Source organism: Streptomyces sp. NPDC046862 (genome assembly GCF_040704615.1).
In the GTDB taxonomy this organism is placed as follows: Bacteria; Actinomycetota; Actinomycetes; order Streptomycetales; family Streptomycetaceae; genus Streptomyces.
In genome coordinates this window covers 164,529-183,537 of the sequence record NZ_JBEYXP010000009.1, presented here as the reverse complement: position 1 = coordinate 183,537, position 19,009 = coordinate 164,529, and the positions used below count along the sequence as shown (strand labels likewise).

The window sequence follows — 19,009 nt, the reverse complement described above, 5'->3', positions numbered from 1 at the left end:
AGCGTCCTCATCGCCCACAACGCGCGACCCGTTCAGGAGTTCGGTTCGCTCCCTTCGGGCGCGTCGCTGGACGGCTGCTCGGCCTGAACGAACGTGCCCTTGATAGGGACCGTGATGACGAGGCCCTGGTCGCGGAGTTCACGGACAGCACGGCGGACCGTGTTGACGGCTACGCCGTATTGCTCGGCGAGATCACGCTCTGCGGGAAGCCGGGCACCGACAGGCAGGCGTCCCATGCGGATCTGCTCGGCAATGTGGTGCACGACCTGGAGATACACGTAGATGTGGCTCGTTGGGTCGGGACTCCACTCGCGATCGTCAGCCATGGCTGCACGCTAAGGCGGCTTGTAGCAGCGCACCACATGCGGGAACGTCCCCATGCAACCTGATGCTTCCAGTTGCTACCTACCGCGTCCTAAGGCAACGTAGCCGTTGAAGACCCCGGCGAGGCTGCAACCTCCCGGGGCACGGCCAACGCTGAACTAGGAGCGTCGACATGCACGACTTTATCCCCCGCGCCCTCACATGGCTGCGCCTCCTCTTCGCCCCCGGCACCGGCAAACGGCGCCGCCGACCCCACCGTCACTCCTTCCCTCATCTCCACCTCACCCTCGTACGCTGCCCCTCCGCGTCCCAGTCCCAGCCCTCGCACGTGCCCCGCCACCGTTCCCCGTACGGCCTCCCGACCCCTCTGGACGGCACCGACTCCGCCCTCGTACGCCCCTACCTCGCCGCCCACGGACACGAAGCCGCCCTCCAGCAGCACCGTCGCCTCGCCCTCGTACTCGCCGCCGACTACGGGATCGACCTCGACCGGCACCTGGTCGGCGCGCTGAAGGTGGCCGCCTGATGGGACACGCAAAGGAACACGCAGACGGCCACACCCACGGCACGCCCCCGCCCCGGCTCCTCCCCTGGCCGTCCCCCGACGGCAAACCCTCGTACCTGGTGACCGACAACGGCGGCAGCCGTCTGTCCCGCCTCGCCGACGACCTGGAGGCCGTCCAACTCGCCATCGGCACCGACGTGCTCGGTCTCGCCCGCAAGGTGCTGGACGACCCCGCCTCGCCGTACACCGAGGTCCGCTACGCCGGGCTCCGCCTCGCCGAGTGCCTGACCGACGCCCTGCGCGTCGCCGAGTCCCGGGGCATACGTCTGCCCGTACCGGACGCGAACCGACCTCGGCCCTGACCACCCTGAGGCGCAAGCCGCGCGGAGGCGGGCGCCGAACGCAAGACGCTCGGCCGGGAGACCCCGGCCGAGCGCCTGGCTGAACGTGTACGGGCGACCGTTACAGCTTCTCGATCACGTAGTCGACGCACTTCGTCAGCGCCTCGACGTCCGCCGGGTCGACCGCCGGGAACATGGCGACGCGCAGCTGGTTGCGGCCGAGCTTGCGGTAGGGCTCCGTGTCGACGACACCGTTGGCGCGCAGCACCTTGGCGACGGCGGCGGCGTCGATCTCGTCGGTGAAGTCGATGGTGCCGATGACCTGGGAGCGCTTGGCGGGGTCGGTGACGAAGGGAGTCGCGTACTTGCTGTCCTCGGCCCACGAGTACAGGCGGGTGGACGAGTCCTTGGTACGGGCCGTGGACCAGGACAGGCCGCCCTGTCCGTTGAGCCACTCCAGCTGCTGGTTGAGCAGGAAGAGGGTGGCGAGGGCCGGGGTGTTGTACGTCTGGTTCTTGCGCGAGTTGTCGATCGCCGTGGGCAGCGAGAAGAACTCGGGGATGTGGCGGCCGCTCGCGTGGACGCGCTCGGCGCGCTCGATGGCGGCCGGGGAGAAGACACCGATCCAGAGGCCGCCGTCGGAGGCGAAGGACTTCTGCGGGGCGAAGTAGTAGACGTCGGTCTCGCTGATGTCGACGGGGAGGCCGCCGGCGCCGGAGGTGGCGTCGACGAGCACGAGCGAGCCCTCATCGGCACCCTCGACCCGCTTGAGGGGCATGGCCACGCCGGTGGAGGTCTCGTTGTGGGTGAACGCGTACACGTCCACGCCGGCCTCGGCGGTGGGCTCCGGGTGCGTGCCGGGGTCACTCGAGATGACGGTCGGCTCGGCCAGCCAGGGGGCGAGCTTCGAGGCCTTGGCGAACTTGGAGGAGAACTCGCCGAACGTGAGGTGCTGCGACTTGTTCTCGATGAGTCCGTGGGTCGCGATGTCCCAGAACGCGGTGGAGCCGCCGTTGCCGAGGACGACCTCGTAGCCGTCGGGGATCTGGAACAGCTCGCTGATGCCCTCGCGCACCTTGCCGACCAGGTTCTTCACCGGGGCCTGGCGGTGGGAGGTGCCCATCAGGGAGGTACCGGTGGCGGCGAGGGCGTCCAGCGCCTCGGTACGCACCTTGGAGGGGCCGGCGCCGAATCGTCCGTCGGCGGGCTTGATGTCAGCGGGAATCTGGATATCAGCCACGGGTGGGAGGGTATCCGGTTCTGGAAACCTGGGCGAAACGTCGTCCGTCGGGTGAGACGGGGTGTGGGGTCCGCCGTTGAGGGGCGGACGGTCCGGCCGGCAAAGCCGCGTGCGGTCGGCCCTTACGGGTGATCGTGCAACTCGCCTACGAGGTAGCCGAGATGGGCCTCGAAGAGCCGGATATATGATGCACGTCACATGGAACCCCCGGGTGGCCGCATGGCAGAGCCAGGTATGGAGCCACCATTCCGGGCCCGCGTCCGAGCGGGCGACGAGAACTCCTTCAGAGTGCTTTTCCAGGAGCACGGGCGGGCCGTGTACAACCACTGCTTCCGCCTGACCGGGGACTGGTCGGTCGCCGAGGACTGCGTCTCGCTGGTGTTCCTCGAAGCCTGGCGGATACGAGGGAAGGTCGAGCCGCACGGCGGCAGCCTGCTGCCGTGGCTGCTGGGGATCGCCACGAACGTGGTGCACCACCGAAGACGCACGGCCTGGCGGCATCGGGCCCTGATGGAGCGCGTGCCCCCGCCCGACCTGTTGCCGGACTTCGCCGACGAGGTGGTCGGCCGACTGGAGGACCAGGAGCGGATAGCCGCGGTGCGCAAGGCGCTGGACCAACTGTCGAGGCCGGACCGCGAGGTCCTGGCGCTGTGCGTGTGGGCCGGGCTGGACTACGCCGCGACCGCCGAGGCGCTGGGGGTGCCGGTGGGCACCGTCCGTTCCCGGCTGTCCCGCGCGCGCCGGAGGCTGGAGAAGCTGGCGCAGAAGAATCTGAAGAACCTTGAGCAGGACCCGGAACCGGCGGCTGCGAGACGGCAGCAAACAGGTGACCGCCACGAGGCGGTCCGGCCGAGCAGAGGGAACGGAAGGGGACCGCGGTGAGCCGGGATCGGGAGCAGGACGGAGATGTACGAGCACTGCGCCGGTTGCTGGCCGTGCCGGCCGAGCGGGACCTTCCCGCCGGCCGACGGATCCAGCGTGAGGAACACCTGATGCGCAGTTTGCGGACGATGACAGAGGAACGCACCGGCTGGCGCGGGGGCTGGGTACAGAAGCGGTTCGCCCTGGGACTGGCGGCGGCGGCGATCGCGGCAGGCGCGATAGTGGCGGTGCCGGGCGGGGCGGTGCCGGGCGGGACGGAGTCCGAGGCCTACGCGGTCGAGAAGAATTCGGACGGCACCCTGAGCGTCTACCTCCGCGATCTCGACTGGTCGGGGGACCCACAGCATTTCGACCAGCTCGCGGCCAGGATCCGGGCAGCCGGCTTCACCGCGATCGTCGACAAGGTTCCCCCGGGAAAGAGGTGCCGGTTCGACCGGGGAGAACACCTGAAGCAGGAGAAGTCCGGTGACGGCAAGTGGGACTACAGGTACGTCATGACGCATGCGGACGCGTATCTGGTCGAGGAGAACCTGCCCGGCCGCGCGACGAAGGGGTGGGAGTGGGCCCACAGCTTCAGGAACACGTTCATCAAGGGCCCGGTCAAGCCGTGCGACCCCGTGAGCATGAAGCTGCCGAAGCCGTCACGGTGACGTGGTGACGCGTCCGCGCGGTACGGCCCTGGCCGTACCGCGCGGCTCCGCCTCACCGGCCCAGACGGACCGGCAGCTCGTACAGGTCGTTCTGCGTCACCACCGGCTTGTTGCGGAGCGCCTCCGCCGGGACCGCCAGCTCCAGGGCCGGGAACCGGGCGTACAGGGCGGGAAGGGCCACCCCCGCCTCCAGGCGGGACAGGGCGGCCCCCGGGCACACGTGCGGTCCGTACCCGAACGAGATGTGCCGCCCGGCCGTCGGACGCGTGATGTCGAAGGCCCCGGCCGACCCCCCGTGCGCCGCCTCGTCCCGCCCGATCGCCGCGTACGACACGATCAACGCGTCCCCCGCCGGAAGCACCGTGTCCCCGACGGGCACGTCCTCCGTCGCGAACCGGATCAGCACGTGCGACGTCGGCGTCGAGTAGCGCAGCGTCTCCTCGATCACCGCCGACCAGTCGGCCTCACCCGAGAGGACCATCGCGCGCTGCTCCGGATGCGTGGACAGGTTCACCACCGCGTTGACGATGAGCGAGATCGTCGTCTCGTGGCCCGCCGCCACCATCAGCTGCAGCGTGGAGACGATCTCCTCGTCGGTGAGGTGGTCGCCGTCCTCGGAGGCCTGGATCAGCGCGGAGGTCAGGTCGTCACCCGGCCGCGCCCGTTTCACCGGCACCGTCTCCGCCATGATCCGCGCCAGCTCGGTGAGCGTCGCGACGACCTCCTCCGGAGGTGTCTGCGTCGAGAAGAACTTCTCGAACAGCACCTTGATCCGGGGAAGCCGGGACCGGTCGAGGCCCATGAGGTCCGCGACGACGTACATCGGCAGCGGGTACGCGAACTCCGCCTTGAGGTCGACCACCGACCCGTCCGTCGGCAGCCGGTCGAGCAGGTCTTCCGTCAGCTTCGAGATGTTCTCGCGCATCCCCTCCACCCGCCGCGGCGTCAGCGCCTGCGCGACCAGGGTGCGGAGACGACGGTGATCCACTCCGTCGACCGTCAGCATGGAACGGCCCGGGTTGGCGAGCCCGATCAGCGGCCAGTCCGGCGGGATCTCGCCGCGCTGCCAGGCACCCCAGACGTTGATGTCCTTCACCAGCCGCGGGTCGGTGAGCAGTTGGCGGGCCTCCGCGTGGTGGGTGACCGCCCACACGGGGACACCGCCCGGGAGTTCCACGGCTGCCAGCGGTCCGGCCGCACGCAGTGCGTCGCTCTCCCCGTCCAGATCGGAGACGAAGGGGTCGAGCACGATACGGGTCTGTTCGGTGCCGGTGCCGGTGCCGGTGCCAGTGCCTGTGTCGGTCGTCATGCGCGCGTGCCTCCAACGGCGGGAGTGGGCGTGAACGTCACCGGCAGCTCCGTCAGTCCGCGCAGCCACGGTGACGGGCGGCGGGCCAGGGACCCGGCCGGTACCGCGAGATCGATGTCCGGCAGCCGGTCCAGTACGACCTCGATGCCCGTCCGCGCGATGACCTCCGCCACCTCCTGCGCCGGGAACGGGCACCGGTGCTCCCCGTGCCCGAACGAGAAGTGGGCGTTGTTGCCGCCGGTCAGGGCGGAGCCGTGGGTACGGACCCGTGGGTCGGAGTTGGCGCCCTGCAGGCCGAGCAGCAGCAGGTCGCCGGCGCGGATGCGGCGGTCGCCGAGCCGGGTGTCGCGGGACGCCCAGCGGCCGGCCACGTTCTGGGTGGGGGTGTCCTCCCACAGGACCTCGTTCATGGCCTCGGCCACGCTGTTGCGGCCACCGAAGAGGGAGGCCGCGAAACGGTCGTCGGTCAGCACCAGCCGCAGCGAGTTGCCGATCCAGTCGGCGGTCGGCTGGTGCCCGGCCGCCGTCATGACCATGAGGTCCTGGACGATCTCCTCGTCCGTGAACTCCTCTGCGAGGGACGAGGAGTTCACGAGCATCCGCGACACCACGTCGTCCGCCGGAGCTGCTCTCCGGTCGGCCACCAGCCGGGCCATGGACGAGGCCAGGTGGGCCTGGCCCGCGAGGGCGCGCTCCCTGCCGTCGATCATGTCGTTCAGGGCGGCGACCAGCCCGGGGCCCTGTTCCTCGGCGAAGCCGAACAGCGCCGCCAGCACCCGTACCGGCAGCAGCATCGCGTAGTCGGCGACGAGGTCCGCCCGGCCCTTGTGGCACACGGCGTCGATCAGCTCGTCGGCCAACCGCTCGGCGAGAGCGCGCAGTTGGAAGGGGTCGGCGGCTTCGACGGCGTCGCTGATCACCGCGGCGCGCTCGCGGTGGCGCTGGCCGACCGTGTAGAGGATCGAGGGCTGCCCGCGACCGATCATCGGCAGCAGCGGCCAGTCGTCGGGGATGTCCGGCCACTGGTTCCACAGGCCGGAGTCGCGGCTGAACAGCACCGGATCGCCGGTCACCTGGTGCAGCTCGCGGTAGCCGAGCACCAGCCACGCCGGCACACCGCCGTCGAGCACGACGGGCGCCACGGCACCGTACTCGCGCCGCAACTCCCGGTACAGGGCATCCGGTTCGCTCTGGAAGCGGGGGTTGCCGAGAGGAACGGGGGCGGGGGCGGGAGTGGTGATGGGGGCGGGGGCCGGAGGGTCCGTGACGCCGGGGGACACGAGGTCGGAGGTTCTCGTGCCGTCTTCAGAGGTTGCGGAGTCCAACGAGCACCTGCTCCAGGATGTCGGGATCGATGACCGCGGCCATGTGCGGGTGGCGGGCGCTGACGCGGCCGGCGGCGAGGAGGTCGGAGAGCAGGACCTTGGTGATGCTCACCGGCAGCCGCAGTTCGGCGGCGATCTCCACGACGGCCGTGGGCTTCTCGGCCAGCCGCAGGATCGCCGTGTGCTCCGACTGCATGCCGGGCGCCGGATCGCACTCGGCGACCACGAGCGTCACGAGGTCGAACGGGGTGTCGGGCGCGGACCGGCTGCGCCCGCCCGTGAGGGTGTAGAGCCGGTCGGGCGCGTCGTCCCTGCCGGGCCGGCTCATGCGGTGCGTGAGGCCGTACCGGGTGCCGGGCCGCTGACCGTGCGCGGCTGTGCGCTGAGGTGCTCGCCGAGCTGTTCCACCAGCTCGCTCATGTTGTGCCCGACGAGGCCCGCGTCCGCGTCCTCGTCGGTGACGACGGCCAGATGCGCGCCCCGGCCGGCCTCCACGATGAACAGGACCCCGCCGTAGAACTCGGCCATCGCCGACCGTACGCCCCCGGTGCCGTCGCCGAACTCCACCGACGCTCCGTGGGACAGCGACTGGATCCCGGCGGCGATCGCGGCGAGCTGGTCCGCCTGGTCGAGGGAGAGCTCGGGCGTGCGGCAGAGCTTCAGGCCGTCCCGGGAGAGCACGAGCGCGTGCCGTGCGCCCGCCGTGCGTTCCAGCAGGCCCTCGATGAGCCAGGCGAGCTTCTCGTCGGCGGTGCTGGTGCCGGTGGAGCCAGGGGAGCCAGTGGTGCCGATGGGGCCGGTCATGAGGTGGGGTCACCTTCCGGGTACGAGTGCGACTGCGACTGCGACTGCGACTGCGACTGCGATTGCGGTTGGGAGGGGGTGGGGGTGAGGGCGGGGGCGTCTGGGGTGACGGGTGTGTCTGGCGCGTCGTCCCGTGGGGCGGCTTTCGGGGCACGTACGGGCTCCCGTACGGCGTCCTCAGAGAGCTCGCGTACGGCCGGTACCTCTGTCGTCGTGCCCTGGACCAGCGCCTGGTCCGGCGCCGTGCCGCGTACGGCGCTGCGGAAGCTGCTGAACCGGGCGGCCCTGGCCCTGGGATCGGCGGCGGGGCGGGCCTCCGGCTCGGGCCGGGCCGGGGTGCGGCCGCGGGTACGGGCCTGGGCGGCGGCGAGGCTCTGCCCGCGGCGGCGCCTGGGCAACCCGTTGGGCAGGCCGCTGGACAGATCGCCGGGCAGATCGGCCGGGGGTGGAGGGAGCGACGGGGAGCCGCTGGGTGCCAGGTCCTCGGGAGTCGGGCCGTCCGGCATCGCAGCGGACTCGTGCGTGGGTACGGGCTCGGGGTCCACGTCCTGGGGCGCGCGGGCGGTGGCGTACGACGACGCCGCGGGGGACGACGCCGCGAGGGACGGCGCCGCGAGGGTCGGTGGGGTGATGGACGGCGGGGCGAGGGACGGTGGGGCGAGGGACGGTGGCGCGGGCTCCGGCTGAGGGTCCGGCGCCGGGACGGAGGCGCCGGCCAGCAGGTCCTGCGGGATGAGCATCAGCACTCCGGTGCCGCCGCGCGCGGACGGGCGGAAGGACACCCTCAGACCGTGCTTGACGGAGAGACGGCCGACGACGGCGAGGCCGAGCCGGGTGCCGGAGAACCCGCCGAGGCCCGCGCCCTCGCCGGAGACGGCGCGTTCGGCGCGGCGCAGCTGGACGTCGCTCATGACGAGGCCCGCGTCCTCGACGGAGACGATGACGCCGGAGGGCACTTCCTCGACGTACACGTGCACTTCGGCCGTGGGAGGGGAGAAGTTCGCGGCGTTGTCGAGGAGTTCGGCGAGCGCGTGCATGACGGCCTCGGCGGCGTGCCCGGCGACGGCGGTCTCGCTGGAGGAGTGCAGGCGCACGCGCTGGTAGCCGCCGATGCGGCCCATCGCGCCGCGCAGGATGGACTCCATGGGGATCGGCCGCGCCCAGCGGCGGCCGGACCGCGCGCCCGCGAGCACCGCGACGGAGTCGGCGAGACGGTTCGCCTGGGCGGTGCGGTGGTCGAGGTGGAGGAGGTCGGTGAGGACGTCCTCGTCGGTGTGGCGCTCCTCCATCTCGCGCAGGTCGGCGAGGGTGCCGGTGGCGAGCGCCTGCATACGGCCGGCCGCGTTGGCGGTGGCGGCGACGGCGGCGGCGCGTTCGCGCTCGGCCTTGCGGGCCTGTTCGGCGAGTTCGGACTTCTCCTCGGCGAGGCGGGCGCGGTCGGAGGTGAGCCGGCGCCGTTCCTTCTCGGACTCCTCGGCGAGCCGGGTTCTCTCGCGCTCGAAGTCCTCGGAGAGACGGGCCCGTTCGCGGACGAAGTCATCGGTGAGCCGCGCCCGCTCCTGGCGTAACTCCTCGGCCAGCCGGGCCCGGTCCTGCAGCAGCCGGCCCGCGTCCTGGGAGACGGCGTCGAGGCGGCGGCGGAGAAGCTTGGCGGTCTGCGTGGCGTGCGCGGCCGTCGCGACGGCCGCGGTGAGCAGGAGGGCGGCGGCGCCCGCGCCCCAGGCGAGCGCCGGGCGCACCGACTCGGGCGCCGTCGCGACCGATCCGCCGACGGCGAGCGCGGCCAGCACGGCGGTGAGCAGGGTCGCGGGCACCAGGGTGCGGAGCGCGGGCCGGTCGCCTGGGGGGTGGGGCGGCGTCATGAGTTGTCCTCGGTCGTGGCCTCGGGAGTGCCTGTCCTCTGCCTGTCTCTTCTTGTCGATCACGTCCCGCCAGAGGAGTGACACCTGGTGCTCAACTGGCGGTCACTATATGGGAGTTCGTGATCGGGTTGGGCGGGTTCCGGACGCGTTCTCGGAATCCGGTCGGACGTCTCGGTGGGTGACACGTGGCGGTGCGTGTCGCTGCGAGGTGTCACCGGACTGTCACTGTCAGTGGCGGGAGGCATGCTGGAGGACATGACGGATCTCGGGGAAGCCGGAGAAGTGCGGGGCGGGCTGGAGGCCGGGCTGCGGGCCGCCGTGCGCGGTGAGGTCGCCTTCGACGCGACCGCGCGGGCGCTGACGACCATGGACGCCTCCAACTACCGCCGGGTGCCGCTGGGCGTGGTGGCGCCCCGGGACGCCGACGACGTGGCCGCGGTGCTGGCCGTGTGCCGCGAGCACCGGGTGCCGGTCGTGGCGCGCGGCGGAGGCACGTCGATCGCGGGCCAGGCCACGGGCACGGGCGTGGTGCTGGACTTCACCCGCCACATGAACCGGATCGTGTCGCTCGACCCCGAGGCACGCACGGCCGTCGTCCAGCCGGGTCTGGTCCTCGACCGCCTCCAGGAGGCCGCCGCCCCGCACGGCCTCCGCTTCGGCCCCGACCCCTCCACCCACAGCCGCTGCACGCTCGGCGGAATGATCGGGAACAACTCGTGCGGGTCCCACTCGGTGGCCTGGGGCACGACGGCGGACAGCGTGCGGGAGCTGTCGGTGATCAGCGGCACGGGCGAGCGGCTGCGACCGGCCCGGGACTGGGCCGGCGCGCCGGACGGCCTCCGGGCCCTGGCCGAGCGGGAACTGGCGCTCCTGCGCACGGACTTCCCCTCCCTCTCCCGCCTCCCGCGCCGCATCTCGGGCTACGCCCTGGACGCCCTGCTGCCGGAGAACGGCGCGGACGTGGCCCGCTCCTTCTGTGGTTCCGAGGGCACGCTCGGCGTGCTGACGGAGGCGGTCGTACGACTCGTCGAGGCACCCCGCGCGCGGGCGCTGGCCGTGCTGGCGTACGCCGACGAGAGCGCGGCGGCGGAGGCGGCCGCCGGGCTGCTGGAGCACGGGCCGCTGACGGTGGAGGGCATGGCGGCGGACCTGGTGCGCGAGGGGGCGGGGCTGCCGCGGGGCAGGGCCTGGCTGTTCGTGGAGACGGGCGGTGACTCGGAGGCCGAGGCGCGGGCGCGCGCGGAGAGCATCGTCCGGGCGGCCGACGTCGTGGACGCGCTCGTCGTCGCCGACCCCGCGGCCCAGCGCACCCTGTGGCGCATCCGAGAGGACGCGAGCGGCACGGCGACCCGTATGCCGGACGGTGCCGAGGCGTGGCCCGGCTGGGAGGACTGCGCGGTACCACCACCTCAACTGGGGGTGTACCTAAGGGACTTCCGGTCCCTGCTGGCGGCCCACGACCTGCGCGGCACGCCGTACGGCCACTTCGGGGACGGCTGCATCCACGTCCGCATCGACTTCGACCTGATGTCGGAGGCGGGGGTGGCCCGCTTCCGCCGCTTCTCGGAGGAGCTGGCCGACCTGGTGGTCTCCCACGGAGGCTCCCTGTCGGGCGAGCACGGGGACGGCCAGGCACGGGCCGAGCTGCCGCCGAGGATGTACGGGCAGGAGGCGGTCGGGCTCTTCGAGCGGGTGAAGGGCGTCTGGGACCCGGACGACCTGCTCAACCCCGGCATGCTGGTCCGCCCCGCACCGCTCGACTCGAACCTCCGGTTCGCGGTCCTGCCCCGCGAGCCGGTCGACGTGGCCTTCGGCTATCCGGAGGACGGCGGGGACTTCTCGGCGGCGGTGCGCCGGTGCGTGGGCGTGGCCAAGTGCCGCGTCACGGCCGCCGGTTCGGGTTCCGGCTCGAGCTCGGGCCCCGGTCCCGGTCCCGGTTCCGGGGTCATGTGCCCGTCCTTCCGCGCGACCGGGGAGGAGGAGCACTCCACACGGGGCCGGGCGCGGCTGCTGCACGAGATGCTGGCGGGCGAGGTGGTCACGGACGGCTGGCGCTCCACGGAGGTCCGCGACGCCCTCGACCTGTGCCTGTCCTGCAAGGGCTGCCGCTCGGACTGCCCGGTCGGCGTGGACATGGCCACGTACAAGGCGGAGTTCCTCCACCACCACTACGCCGGCCGCCGGCGCCCGGCGGCTCACTACGCGATGGGATGGCTGCCGGTGTGGCTGCGCCTGGTGGCCCGCACTCGGACGGCCCGGCTGGTCAACTCCCTCGCGTCGCTCCGCCCGTTGGCCTGGTCCGCCAAGCGGGTGGGCGGGCTCGCGGTGGAGCGGGGGATACCCCGGCTGGCGAGGGAGCCGTTCAGCCGCTGGTTCCGGCGGAGGTTCCGGGAGCAGGGTCCGTCCGGCGCAACCGACGGGGTGGGCCTCAGCGGGGACGTTCCGAAGACGGTCCACCTCTGGGCGGACACCTTCACCGAGTACCTCTCGCCGTCCGTCGGGCAGGCCGCGGTGCGGGTGCTGGAGGCGGCGGGCATCCGGGTGCTGCCGACGCCCGCCATGAAACCGAGGCAGTCGGCCGACGGCGACCACGACGCGCCCGCGCGCCGCCTCAACCCGTACGGGGTCCTCGGGGGCCGGGCCTGCTGCGGACTGACGTACGTCTCGACGGGACAACTGGACCGCGCCCGCAAGGTGATGCGGCGCACCCTGGACCTGCTGGACCCGCTCCTCGCCCCGGAACTGTCCCCGGAGCCCCCACCCATCGTGGTCCTGGAACCGAGCTGCGCCGCCGCCCTGCGCACGGACCTTCCGGAGCTGCTCCACGACGACCCGCGCGCGGCCCGCCTGGCCGCCTCCGTCCTCACCTTCGCGCAGGCACTGGAGCGTTACGCCCCTCAGTGGGCCCCTCCCGTGCTGAACCGCCCGGTCGCCGGCCAGACCCACTGCCACCAGCACGCGGTCCTCGGCGACGCGGCGGAGCGCCGCCTGCGCGAGGCGGCGGGCCTGACCGGTGAACTGAGCGGCGGCTGCTGCGGTCTCGCGGGTAACTTCGGCTTCGAGAAGGGCCACCACGAGGTGTCGACGGCATGCGCGGAGGAGCAACTGCTGCCCGCGGTCCGGGCGGCGGGGGAGGACGCGGTGATCCTGGCGGACGGTTTCTCGTGCCGTACGCAGCTGGAACAGCTCGCGGGACGAAAGGGGAGGCACATGGCGGAGGTACTGGCAGAGGCGTTGGAGCGGAACGAACCGAGTGAACGCAACGAGAGGGCGGACCTGTGACGGGTCGCGAACGCGTGCCGCTGCGCGTAGCCGTCCTCTCCGACATCCACGGGGTGCTCCCCGCACTGGAAGCGGTCCTGGCCGAACCGGACGTCAGGTCGGCGGACCGCATCGTGCTGACCGGCGACATCACGGCCGGTCCGCAGCCCGCGGAGGTCCTCGACCTGCTGGGCACGCTGGGCGAGCGCGTCGTGTGGGTGAGCGGGAACGCGGACCGGGAGCTGGTGGAGTACCGCCGGGGCGAGCGCGACGAGATCCCCGACCCGATCGGCCCGTACGCGGCGGGCCGGCTCACGGACGAGCAGGTCGACCTCCTCGCGACCCTGCCGAAGTCCCGGACCCTGGAGATACACGGCCTGGGCCGCACCCTCTTCTGTCACGCGACCCCACGGGACGACGAGGAGATGGTCCTGGTCGACTCGCCCCTCTCCCGCTGGGCGGAGGTCCTCGCGGACGTCCCCGCCGACACCCGGACCGTCGTCTGCGGCCACACCCACATGCCGTACGTCCGCCTGGCCCACGGCCGCATGATCGTCAATCCCGGCAGCGTGGGCATGCCGTACGGCCGTTCCGGCGCGCACTGGGCCCTGCTGGGCCCCGGTGTCGAACTCCGCTCGACGGCCTACGACATCCCGGCCGCGATCGACCGCCTCACCCGCGCGTGCACGTACCCGGACATCGCCGAGTGGGCCGACTACTACCTGAACGCGCGGGCGACTGACGCGGAGGTGCTGGAGGCGTGGGGGTGAACAACGCTCTGATTGGCGGTCCTTGAGAGCCTCGCATTACTGACACGTGTTGGTTCTGTAGTCACCCCGCATTGCTCACGCCGAAAACAATCCGTCAATCCGCGAAAACCCGAACCGGGCAGTAATAGGTGAGGCGTCGTTCGCGCGGTCTGCCCTGGTCAGTGCGGTAGCCGGCCGGTGGTGGGTGTGCTTTTCCTGGTGGATCGGTGAACCCGTTGTGTGGGCGATCGGAAACAGTCGCTCGCATGAGGTGAATTTGGTCAGAGAGAGATCAAGAGCTTTCTTTTTTCTCTAACCTCCAGTCAAATAGGGTCACTTGAATCCCACGCGTGTCGTGCGTCGCGGAGGTCCCTGACCAGGACCCGTCTTTCCCGCGGCCGACCGCGTCATGGAAGGAACCCCCCAAGTGACCAAAAGACCCTGGACGTTCAGGGCGGCGGCGATCGGCGCTGCCCTCGTCACGGCGGCAGCCACGTTCTCGACACTCGCGGTGGCCCACGCCGACGAGGGCGCGCCGACGGCGTCCGTGGACCGGCACGACCCGGCGGACCGCGCCGAGCAACAGCACGATCTCGACGGCCCGCTGAGCAAGAGCCAGGCGGCCCAGCGCGAAGAAGCCCTGAAGCAGGTCATATCCGGCGACGCCACGGTCAGGAACCGTGACGGATCGCAGGTCGTGCGGCTGAAGAGCAAGAAGGGCGACAGCAAGTACGTCGAGCTCGGCCGCGAGAAGACCGACAAGATCTTCACGATCCTCGTCGAGTTCGGCGACCAGACGGACAGCCGCTACGGCGGCACGCCGGGCCCGCTGCACAACCAGATAGCCGAGCCCGACCGCACCAAGAACAACACGACGGCCTGGCAGGCGGACTACAACCAGAAGCACTTCCAGGACCTGTACTTCGGCACCGGCGACAAGACCGAGTCGCTGAAGAAGTACTACGAGAAGCAGTCCTCGGGCCGCTACTCGGTCGACGGCGAGGTCGCGGACTGGGTCAAGGTCCCCTACAACGAGGCCCGTTACGGCTCCAACAAGTGCGACACCTGCGTGTGGGACGTCGTCAGGGACGGGGTCACCGCGTACGTCGCCCAGCAGAAGGCGGCGGGGCGGACCGACGCCGGGATCAAGGCGGACCTGGCGCAGTTCGACCAGTGGGACCGCTACGACTACGACGGCGACGGGAACTTCAACGAACCCGACGGCTACATCGACCACTTCCAGATCGTGCACGCCGGTGAGGACGAGTCGGCGGGCGGCGGAGCGCAGGGCGAGGACGCGATCTGGGCCCACCGCTGGTACGCCTTCGGTGACGACTTCGGCAAGACCGGTCCCCAGGACAACCAGCGCGGCGGCACCCAGATCGGCGACACGGGCCTCTGGGTCGGCGACTACACCATCCAGCCCGAGAACGGCGGACTCGGCGTCTACGCCCACGAGTACGGCCACGACCTCGGCCTGCCCGACGAGTACGACACCCAGGGCGGCGAGAACTCGACCGGTTTCTGGACGCTGATGTCGTCCGGCTCCTGGCTCGGCACGGGCAAGGGCGTGATCGGCGACCTGCCCGGCGACATGAACGCCTGGGACAAGCTGCAGCTCGGCTGGCTCGACTACGACACGGCGAAGGCCGCGACCGACTCGAAGCACAAGCTGGGCGTCGCCGAGTACAACACCAAGGACAAGCAGGCCCTCGTGGTCGAGCTGCCCAAGAAGACGGTGCAGACGGAAGTCGTGAAGCCCGCCCAGGGCGCGGCCCAGTGGTGGAGCGGCAGCGGCAACAAACTGTCCAACACGCTGACCCGTTCCGTGGACCTCACGGGCAAGTCCTCCGCCTCCCTGACCCTCGACGGCTGGTGGGACACCGAGAAGGGCTTCGACTACCTCTACACCGAGGCATCGACGGACGGCGGCGCCACCTGGACGGCCCTCGACGGCACGGCGGACGGCACGGCCATCGGCCGTGACGGCAGCGGCAAGCCCGCCCTCGACGGCACCACCGACGCGTACAAGAAGCTGTCGTACCCGCTCGACGCGTACGCGGGCAAGAAGATCGAGCTGCGCTTCCGCTACCAGACCGACGAGGCGGTGGCCCAGAAGGGCTTCGCGGCCGACGAGATCACCGTGACCGCCGACGGCTCGGCCCTCTTCTCGGACGACGCCGAGTCCGCCGACCCCGCCTGGACGGCCGAGGGCTTCTCCCGCATCGGCAGCTCCTACTCCACGGAGCACGCGCAGTACTACATCGCCGAGAACCGCCAGTACGTGTCGTACGACAAGACCCTGAAGGTCGGCCCGTACAACTTCGGCTTCTCGAAGACGCGTCCCGAGTGGGTGGAGCACTACCCGTACCAGAACGGCCTGTTGATCTGGAAGTGGGACACCTCGCAGGAGGACAACAACACCAGCAAGCACCCCGGAGTCGGCCTGATCCTGCCGGTGGACGCCCACCCGCAGCTCCTGAAGTGGTCGGACGGCACGCTGATGGCCAACCGCGTCCAGACGTACGACGCGCCGTTCAGCCTGGGCCGCACGGACGGCATCACGCTGCACGACGCGGACGTGGCCACGAAGATCGCCTCCCAGAAGGGAGTGCCGACGTTCGACGACCACGCCAACACGTACTACGACGAGGCGAACCCCGCGGGGGCGGTCAGGATCACCGACACCAACACCAGGATCAGGATCCTCCAGGAGGCCTGGGACGGATCGGCGGTCACGGTCCAGGTGGGCCCGGCGGTGAAGTGACCGGCACGCCCTGACCGACGAGAACGCGATCGGCCGCAGCCTCCGAGGGGGTTGCGGCCGGTCCTGTTACCCACCGGCGCTCACGAGGCGGAAGCTCCCTCTCCGCGCCCCCGCACCCCGCCTTCGCGACTGTTCGTGACCGTGCGATCACGGGGAGCATCGAGTTGATTCATCCCCAGCTCTCGGCAGGCGGGACCGGCAGGCGGGAGACGCATGGAACAGCACGGTGGGGAGATGGAGCAGGAGCGGCCTCCTGAGCCTCTGCCGGAACAGCAGGAAGGACAAGAAGGACAGGAAGGGCAGGAAGGACAGGAAGGACAGGAAGGGCAACGCAAGGACCCGCTGAAGAACCCGTGGAAGCAGAAGGACCGGATCACCGAGCACGTGGTCGGCCATGTGGTCGGCGGGGCGATCCTCGGCGTGATGGCCTGGGCGTGGACCCACAGCCCGACCGCGTTCGTCCTCACCGCGTTCTGGGGCGCCGGCGTCTACGTATGGAGCAAGACCCCTCGCGTGCAGAACCTGAGCGAACGCCACCGGTTCCGCCTGGGCATCGCCCTCACGGTCCTGTTCCTGCTCATGGCCCTGATCGTCGTGTGAAGAGACGCCCCCCGAAGAGATGAATCTTGTGACGAGATGACCGGTGACTCCCGCGCGGCAACCGCCGACCCGCGAGCCGACGTGTCTACGCTGGCGAACCCACCGTCCGTAGCCCACCAAGCCCTGCTGTCCCCCAGCCCACAGGGAGCCGTCATGCCCCTCCGCATCCAGGCGATCACCCGGGAGGAGCACCTGTCGTTCATCAGGTCGCGCCCCTCGGTCAGCCACATGCAGGTGCCGTCGTGGGGAGACGTGAAGCCGGACTGGAGGGCGCAGAGCCTGGGCTGGTTCGAGCCGGGTGGCCGGCTGGTGGGGGTGGGCCTGGTCCTGCTGCGATCGTTGCCCAGGCTCAGGCGCTACCTCGCGTATCTCCCCGAGGGGCCGGTCATCGACTGGTACGCCCCCGACCTCGCGGAGCGCTGGCTGGAGCCGATGCTGGCGTACCTGAAGTCGCGCGGGGCGTTCTCCGTGAAGATGGGCCCTCCCGTGGTCGTACGGCGCTGGAACGCGGACGCGGTCAAGGCGGCGATCGCGGACCCGGCGGCCCGGCGGCTGCGTGACGCGCGGGCCACGGAGCACGACGACCGGGCCGCGGCGGTGGCGGAGCGACTCCTCGGCGCGGGCTGGCGGCCCAGCGACCCCGGAGGTGAGGACGGCTTCGCGGCGGGCCAGCCGCGATACGTCTTCCAGATCCCGTTCGCGGGCCGCACGCTGGAGGACATCCACGCCGGCCTCAACCAGCAGTGGCGCCGCAACATCAAGAAGGCCGACAAGGCGGGCGTGAAGGTGGTCCAGGGCGGCTACGACGACCTGCCCGCCTTCCACAGGCTGTACGCCGAGACAGCGGAACGCGACCGCTTCGTCCCGCGCCCCCTGTCGTACTTCCAGCGCATGTGGACGGCGCTCACGGCCGAGGACCCCGACCGTATGCGCCTCTACCTCGCCCACCACGAGGGCGAGGTCCTCGCGGCGGCCACGATGCTGACGGTCGGCGAGCACGTCTGGTACTCGTACGGCGCCTCGACCAGCCGCAAGCGCGAGGTCCAGCCCAGCAACGCCATCCAGTGGCGCATGATGACCGACGCCCACGCGCTCGGCGCCGCCGTCTACGACCTGCGCGGCATCACCGACACCGTGGCCGACTCCAGCCACCTCCTCGGCCTCCTCCGCTTCAAGGTCGGCACGGGCGGAGAGGCGGTGGAGAACCTGGGCGAGTGGGACTTCCCGCTCAACCGGCTGCTGCACAGGACGCTGAAGCTGTACATGGCGCGGCGCTGAGGCAGAGCGGGGACCACGGGCAACCGGCGGTCAGACCGCTGCGAGGTTCGCGAGCAGTTCGGCGGCGGGCTTCGGGTGGACGAGCCAGCGCAGGTGGCTCCCCTCGAGCGTCCTGACGTCGAAGGGGTTGTCGGGTGTGAGCGCGTCGGCTTCGCGGATCATTCGGTCCTGCATGGCGGGTGGAATGCTGGCGTCGTCGGCCAGGCGCACATAGGACTTGGGTATCCGGCCCCAGCTCGCGGCCTGGGCCCGGTCGGCGGAGGTGCCGGCATCAAGGTTCTCGTCGGGCTGGAAGGTGTTCAAGAAGGTTCGGAACTCGTCGTCGCCGAGGTCTGCGGCGAAGGCATGCCTGAAGGCGGTGAGCGCAGCCGGGTCAGCGGTCCGGAAGTTGATCCGGAGCAGACCGAGCTCGGCCGGGTTCCCGGCGAGCGCGGGCGCCAGGGCGCCGTGGTCGACTTCCGCCATCTCCGGCTCGGCGTAGTAGCCGCTGACGTCCAGGTCGACGGGGCACCATGCGGAGACGTAGCAGATCCGGTCGATCAGATCGGGCCGGGCGTTGCCGGCCGCGGTGATCGTGACGCCGCCCCTGCTGTGGCCGACGAGGATGACCGGCCCGTGCTGCTTCGCCCGTTCGAGGACTTCGATCAGGTGGGCTGCGTTGTCGGCGAGGGTGACGCCCTTGATGCCTCCCGGTTCCGAGGCGAGCGCGCCGAGATCCTGCGGAGCTTGGTAGGCCGCGGGGAACGTCGCCTGGAACCCGTGACCGGGAAGGTCGACCGCCAGCGAGCGGTGCCCTAGCAGGGCGAGCTCGGCCTGCAGCGGCGCGAAGGAGAACGAGTTGGCGAAGGCGCCATGCACGAAGATGAACGTCGGTAAGTTCTGCATGTCCTGAGGCTCCGGCACAACGGTGGTCGGGACAAGATCAAGTCAGGTCATTCGCGCCGACCAGTGCCACGGGGGCCGCGTCCCCGGGGTTGGTGTACCAGCCGAGATGTGACACATCCGGAGAAAGTGTCACATCCGCAGAGCTGACTGCCTGCTGACAGCCGCCGTACACCACGGAGCGCGCACCGGTGCGCGATGAGGGGGTCCAGGCCCAGGTGTGCCCTCTC

At 71.0% G+C, this 19,009-nt stretch carries 17 protein-coding genes; 9 read left to right on the top strand and 8 right to left on the bottom strand.

The window, feature by feature from the left end; translation table 11 throughout:
* Positions 1–32: 32 nt before the first annotated feature.
* Entirely contained in the window at positions 33–326 is a 294-nt protein-coding gene (locus AB0959_RS12705; protein WP_366826373.1) for a winged helix-turn-helix domain-containing protein, read from the bottom strand.
* Positions 327–496: 170 nt separating this feature from the next.
* Between AB0959_RS12705 and AB0959_RS12700 the strand changes: the two genes are divergently transcribed.
* Together AB0959_RS12700 and AB0959_RS12695 are read left to right on the top strand one after the other, a co-directional pair.
* Positions 497–850, top strand: a complete 354-nt coding sequence (locus tag AB0959_RS12700) for a hypothetical protein (RefSeq protein ID WP_366826372.1) — start codon at positions 497–499, stop codon at positions 848–850.
* Entirely contained in the window at positions 850–1,191 is a 342-nt protein-coding gene (locus tag AB0959_RS12695) for a hypothetical protein (RefSeq protein WP_366826371.1), read from the top strand. The genes AB0959_RS12700 and AB0959_RS12695 overlap by 1 nt, the downstream gene beginning before the upstream one ends.
* Positions 1,192–1,291: 100 nt before the next feature.
* On the opposite strand, the gene serC is transcribed toward AB0959_RS12695, so the two are convergent.
* A complete protein-coding gene (gene serC, locus AB0959_RS12690; protein ID WP_366826370.1) occupies positions 1,292–2,410 on the bottom strand; it encodes a phosphoserine transaminase in 1,119 nt (372 codons plus the stop codon).
* Between the two features lie 219 nt (positions 2,411–2,629).
* Between serC and AB0959_RS12685 the strand changes: the two genes are divergently transcribed.
* Positions 2,630–3,292 carry an RNA polymerase sigma factor gene (locus tag AB0959_RS12685; protein WP_366826369.1) on the top strand — a complete coding sequence of 221 codons (663 nt, stop codon included), beginning with the start codon at positions 2,630–2,632 and terminating at the stop codon, positions 3,290–3,292.
* Positions 3,289–3,942 carry a hypothetical protein gene (locus AB0959_RS12680; protein ID WP_366826368.1) on the top strand — a complete coding sequence of 218 codons (654 nt, stop codon included), beginning with the start codon at positions 3,289–3,291 and terminating at the stop codon, positions 3,940–3,942. Before AB0959_RS12685 ends, AB0959_RS12680 begins: the two co-directional genes overlap by 4 nt.
* Before the next feature lie 52 nt (positions 3,943–3,994).
* Here the strand turns inward: AB0959_RS12680 and AB0959_RS12675 are convergent, their stop codons facing one another.
* From AB0959_RS12675 to AB0959_RS12655, 5 genes are all read right to left on the bottom strand, one after another.
* Positions 3,995–5,251 (bottom strand): cytochrome P450, encoded by a 1,257-nt coding sequence (locus AB0959_RS12675; RefSeq protein ID WP_366826367.1) that lies wholly within the window; start codon positions 5,249–5,251, stop codon positions 3,995–3,997.
* Positions 5,248–6,492 (bottom strand): cytochrome P450, encoded by a 1,245-nt coding sequence (locus AB0959_RS12670; protein WP_366826447.1) that lies wholly within the window; start codon positions 6,490–6,492, stop codon positions 5,248–5,250. Before AB0959_RS12670 ends, AB0959_RS12675 begins: the two co-directional genes overlap by 4 nt.
* 64 nt (positions 6,493–6,556) lie before the next feature.
* Positions 6,557–6,904, bottom strand: coding sequence for a DUF742 domain-containing protein (locus tag AB0959_RS12665; protein ID WP_366826366.1), 348 nt, complete (start codon positions 6,902–6,904; stop codon positions 6,557–6,559).
* A complete protein-coding gene (locus tag AB0959_RS12660; protein WP_366826365.1) occupies positions 6,901–7,380 on the bottom strand; it encodes a roadblock/LC7 domain-containing protein in 480 nt (159 codons plus the stop codon). The genes AB0959_RS12665 and AB0959_RS12660 overlap by 4 nt, the downstream gene beginning before the upstream one ends.
* Complete coding sequence (locus AB0959_RS12655) at positions 7,377–9,242, bottom strand: ATP-binding protein (protein ID WP_366826364.1); 1,866 nt, start codon at positions 9,240–9,242, stop codon at positions 7,377–7,379. Before AB0959_RS12655 ends, AB0959_RS12660 begins: the two co-directional genes overlap by 4 nt.
* 255 nt (positions 9,243–9,497) lie before the next feature.
* Between AB0959_RS12655 and AB0959_RS12650 the strand changes: the two genes are divergently transcribed.
* From AB0959_RS12650 to AB0959_RS12630, 5 genes are all read left to right on the top strand, one after another.
* Positions 9,498–12,524: an FAD-binding and (Fe-S)-binding domain-containing protein gene (locus AB0959_RS12650; protein WP_366826362.1), complete on the top strand. Its 3,027-nt coding sequence runs from the start codon at positions 9,498–9,500 to the stop codon at positions 12,522–12,524.
* Positions 12,525–12,538: 14 nt separating this feature from the next.
* On the top strand, positions 12,539–13,273 hold the full coding sequence (locus AB0959_RS12645) for a metallophosphoesterase family protein (protein ID WP_366826446.1): 735 nt from the start codon (positions 12,539–12,541) through the stop codon (positions 13,271–13,273).
* 406 nt (positions 13,274–13,679) lie between these two features.
* Positions 13,680–16,019: an immune inhibitor A domain-containing protein gene (locus tag AB0959_RS12640; protein WP_366826361.1), complete on the top strand. Its 2,340-nt coding sequence runs from the start codon at positions 13,680–13,682 to the stop codon at positions 16,017–16,019.
* A 213-nt stretch (positions 16,020–16,232) separates the two neighbouring features.
* Complete coding sequence (locus tag AB0959_RS12635) at positions 16,233–16,619, top strand: hypothetical protein (protein ID WP_366826360.1); 387 nt, start codon at positions 16,233–16,235, stop codon at positions 16,617–16,619.
* A gap of 153 nt (positions 16,620–16,772) precedes the next feature.
* Positions 16,773–17,897: a peptidoglycan bridge formation glycyltransferase FemA/FemB family protein gene (locus AB0959_RS12630; protein WP_366826359.1), complete on the top strand. Its 1,125-nt coding sequence runs from the start codon at positions 16,773–16,775 to the stop codon at positions 17,895–17,897.
* Positions 17,898–17,927: 30 nt separating this feature from the next.
* Here AB0959_RS12630 and AB0959_RS12625 read toward each other — a convergent pair whose 3' ends face one another.
* Positions 17,928–18,782 carry an alpha/beta fold hydrolase gene (locus tag AB0959_RS12625; protein ID WP_366826358.1) on the bottom strand — a complete coding sequence of 285 codons (855 nt, stop codon included), beginning with the start codon at positions 18,780–18,782 and terminating at the stop codon, positions 17,928–17,930.
* Positions 18,783–19,009 lie beyond the last annotated feature (227 nt).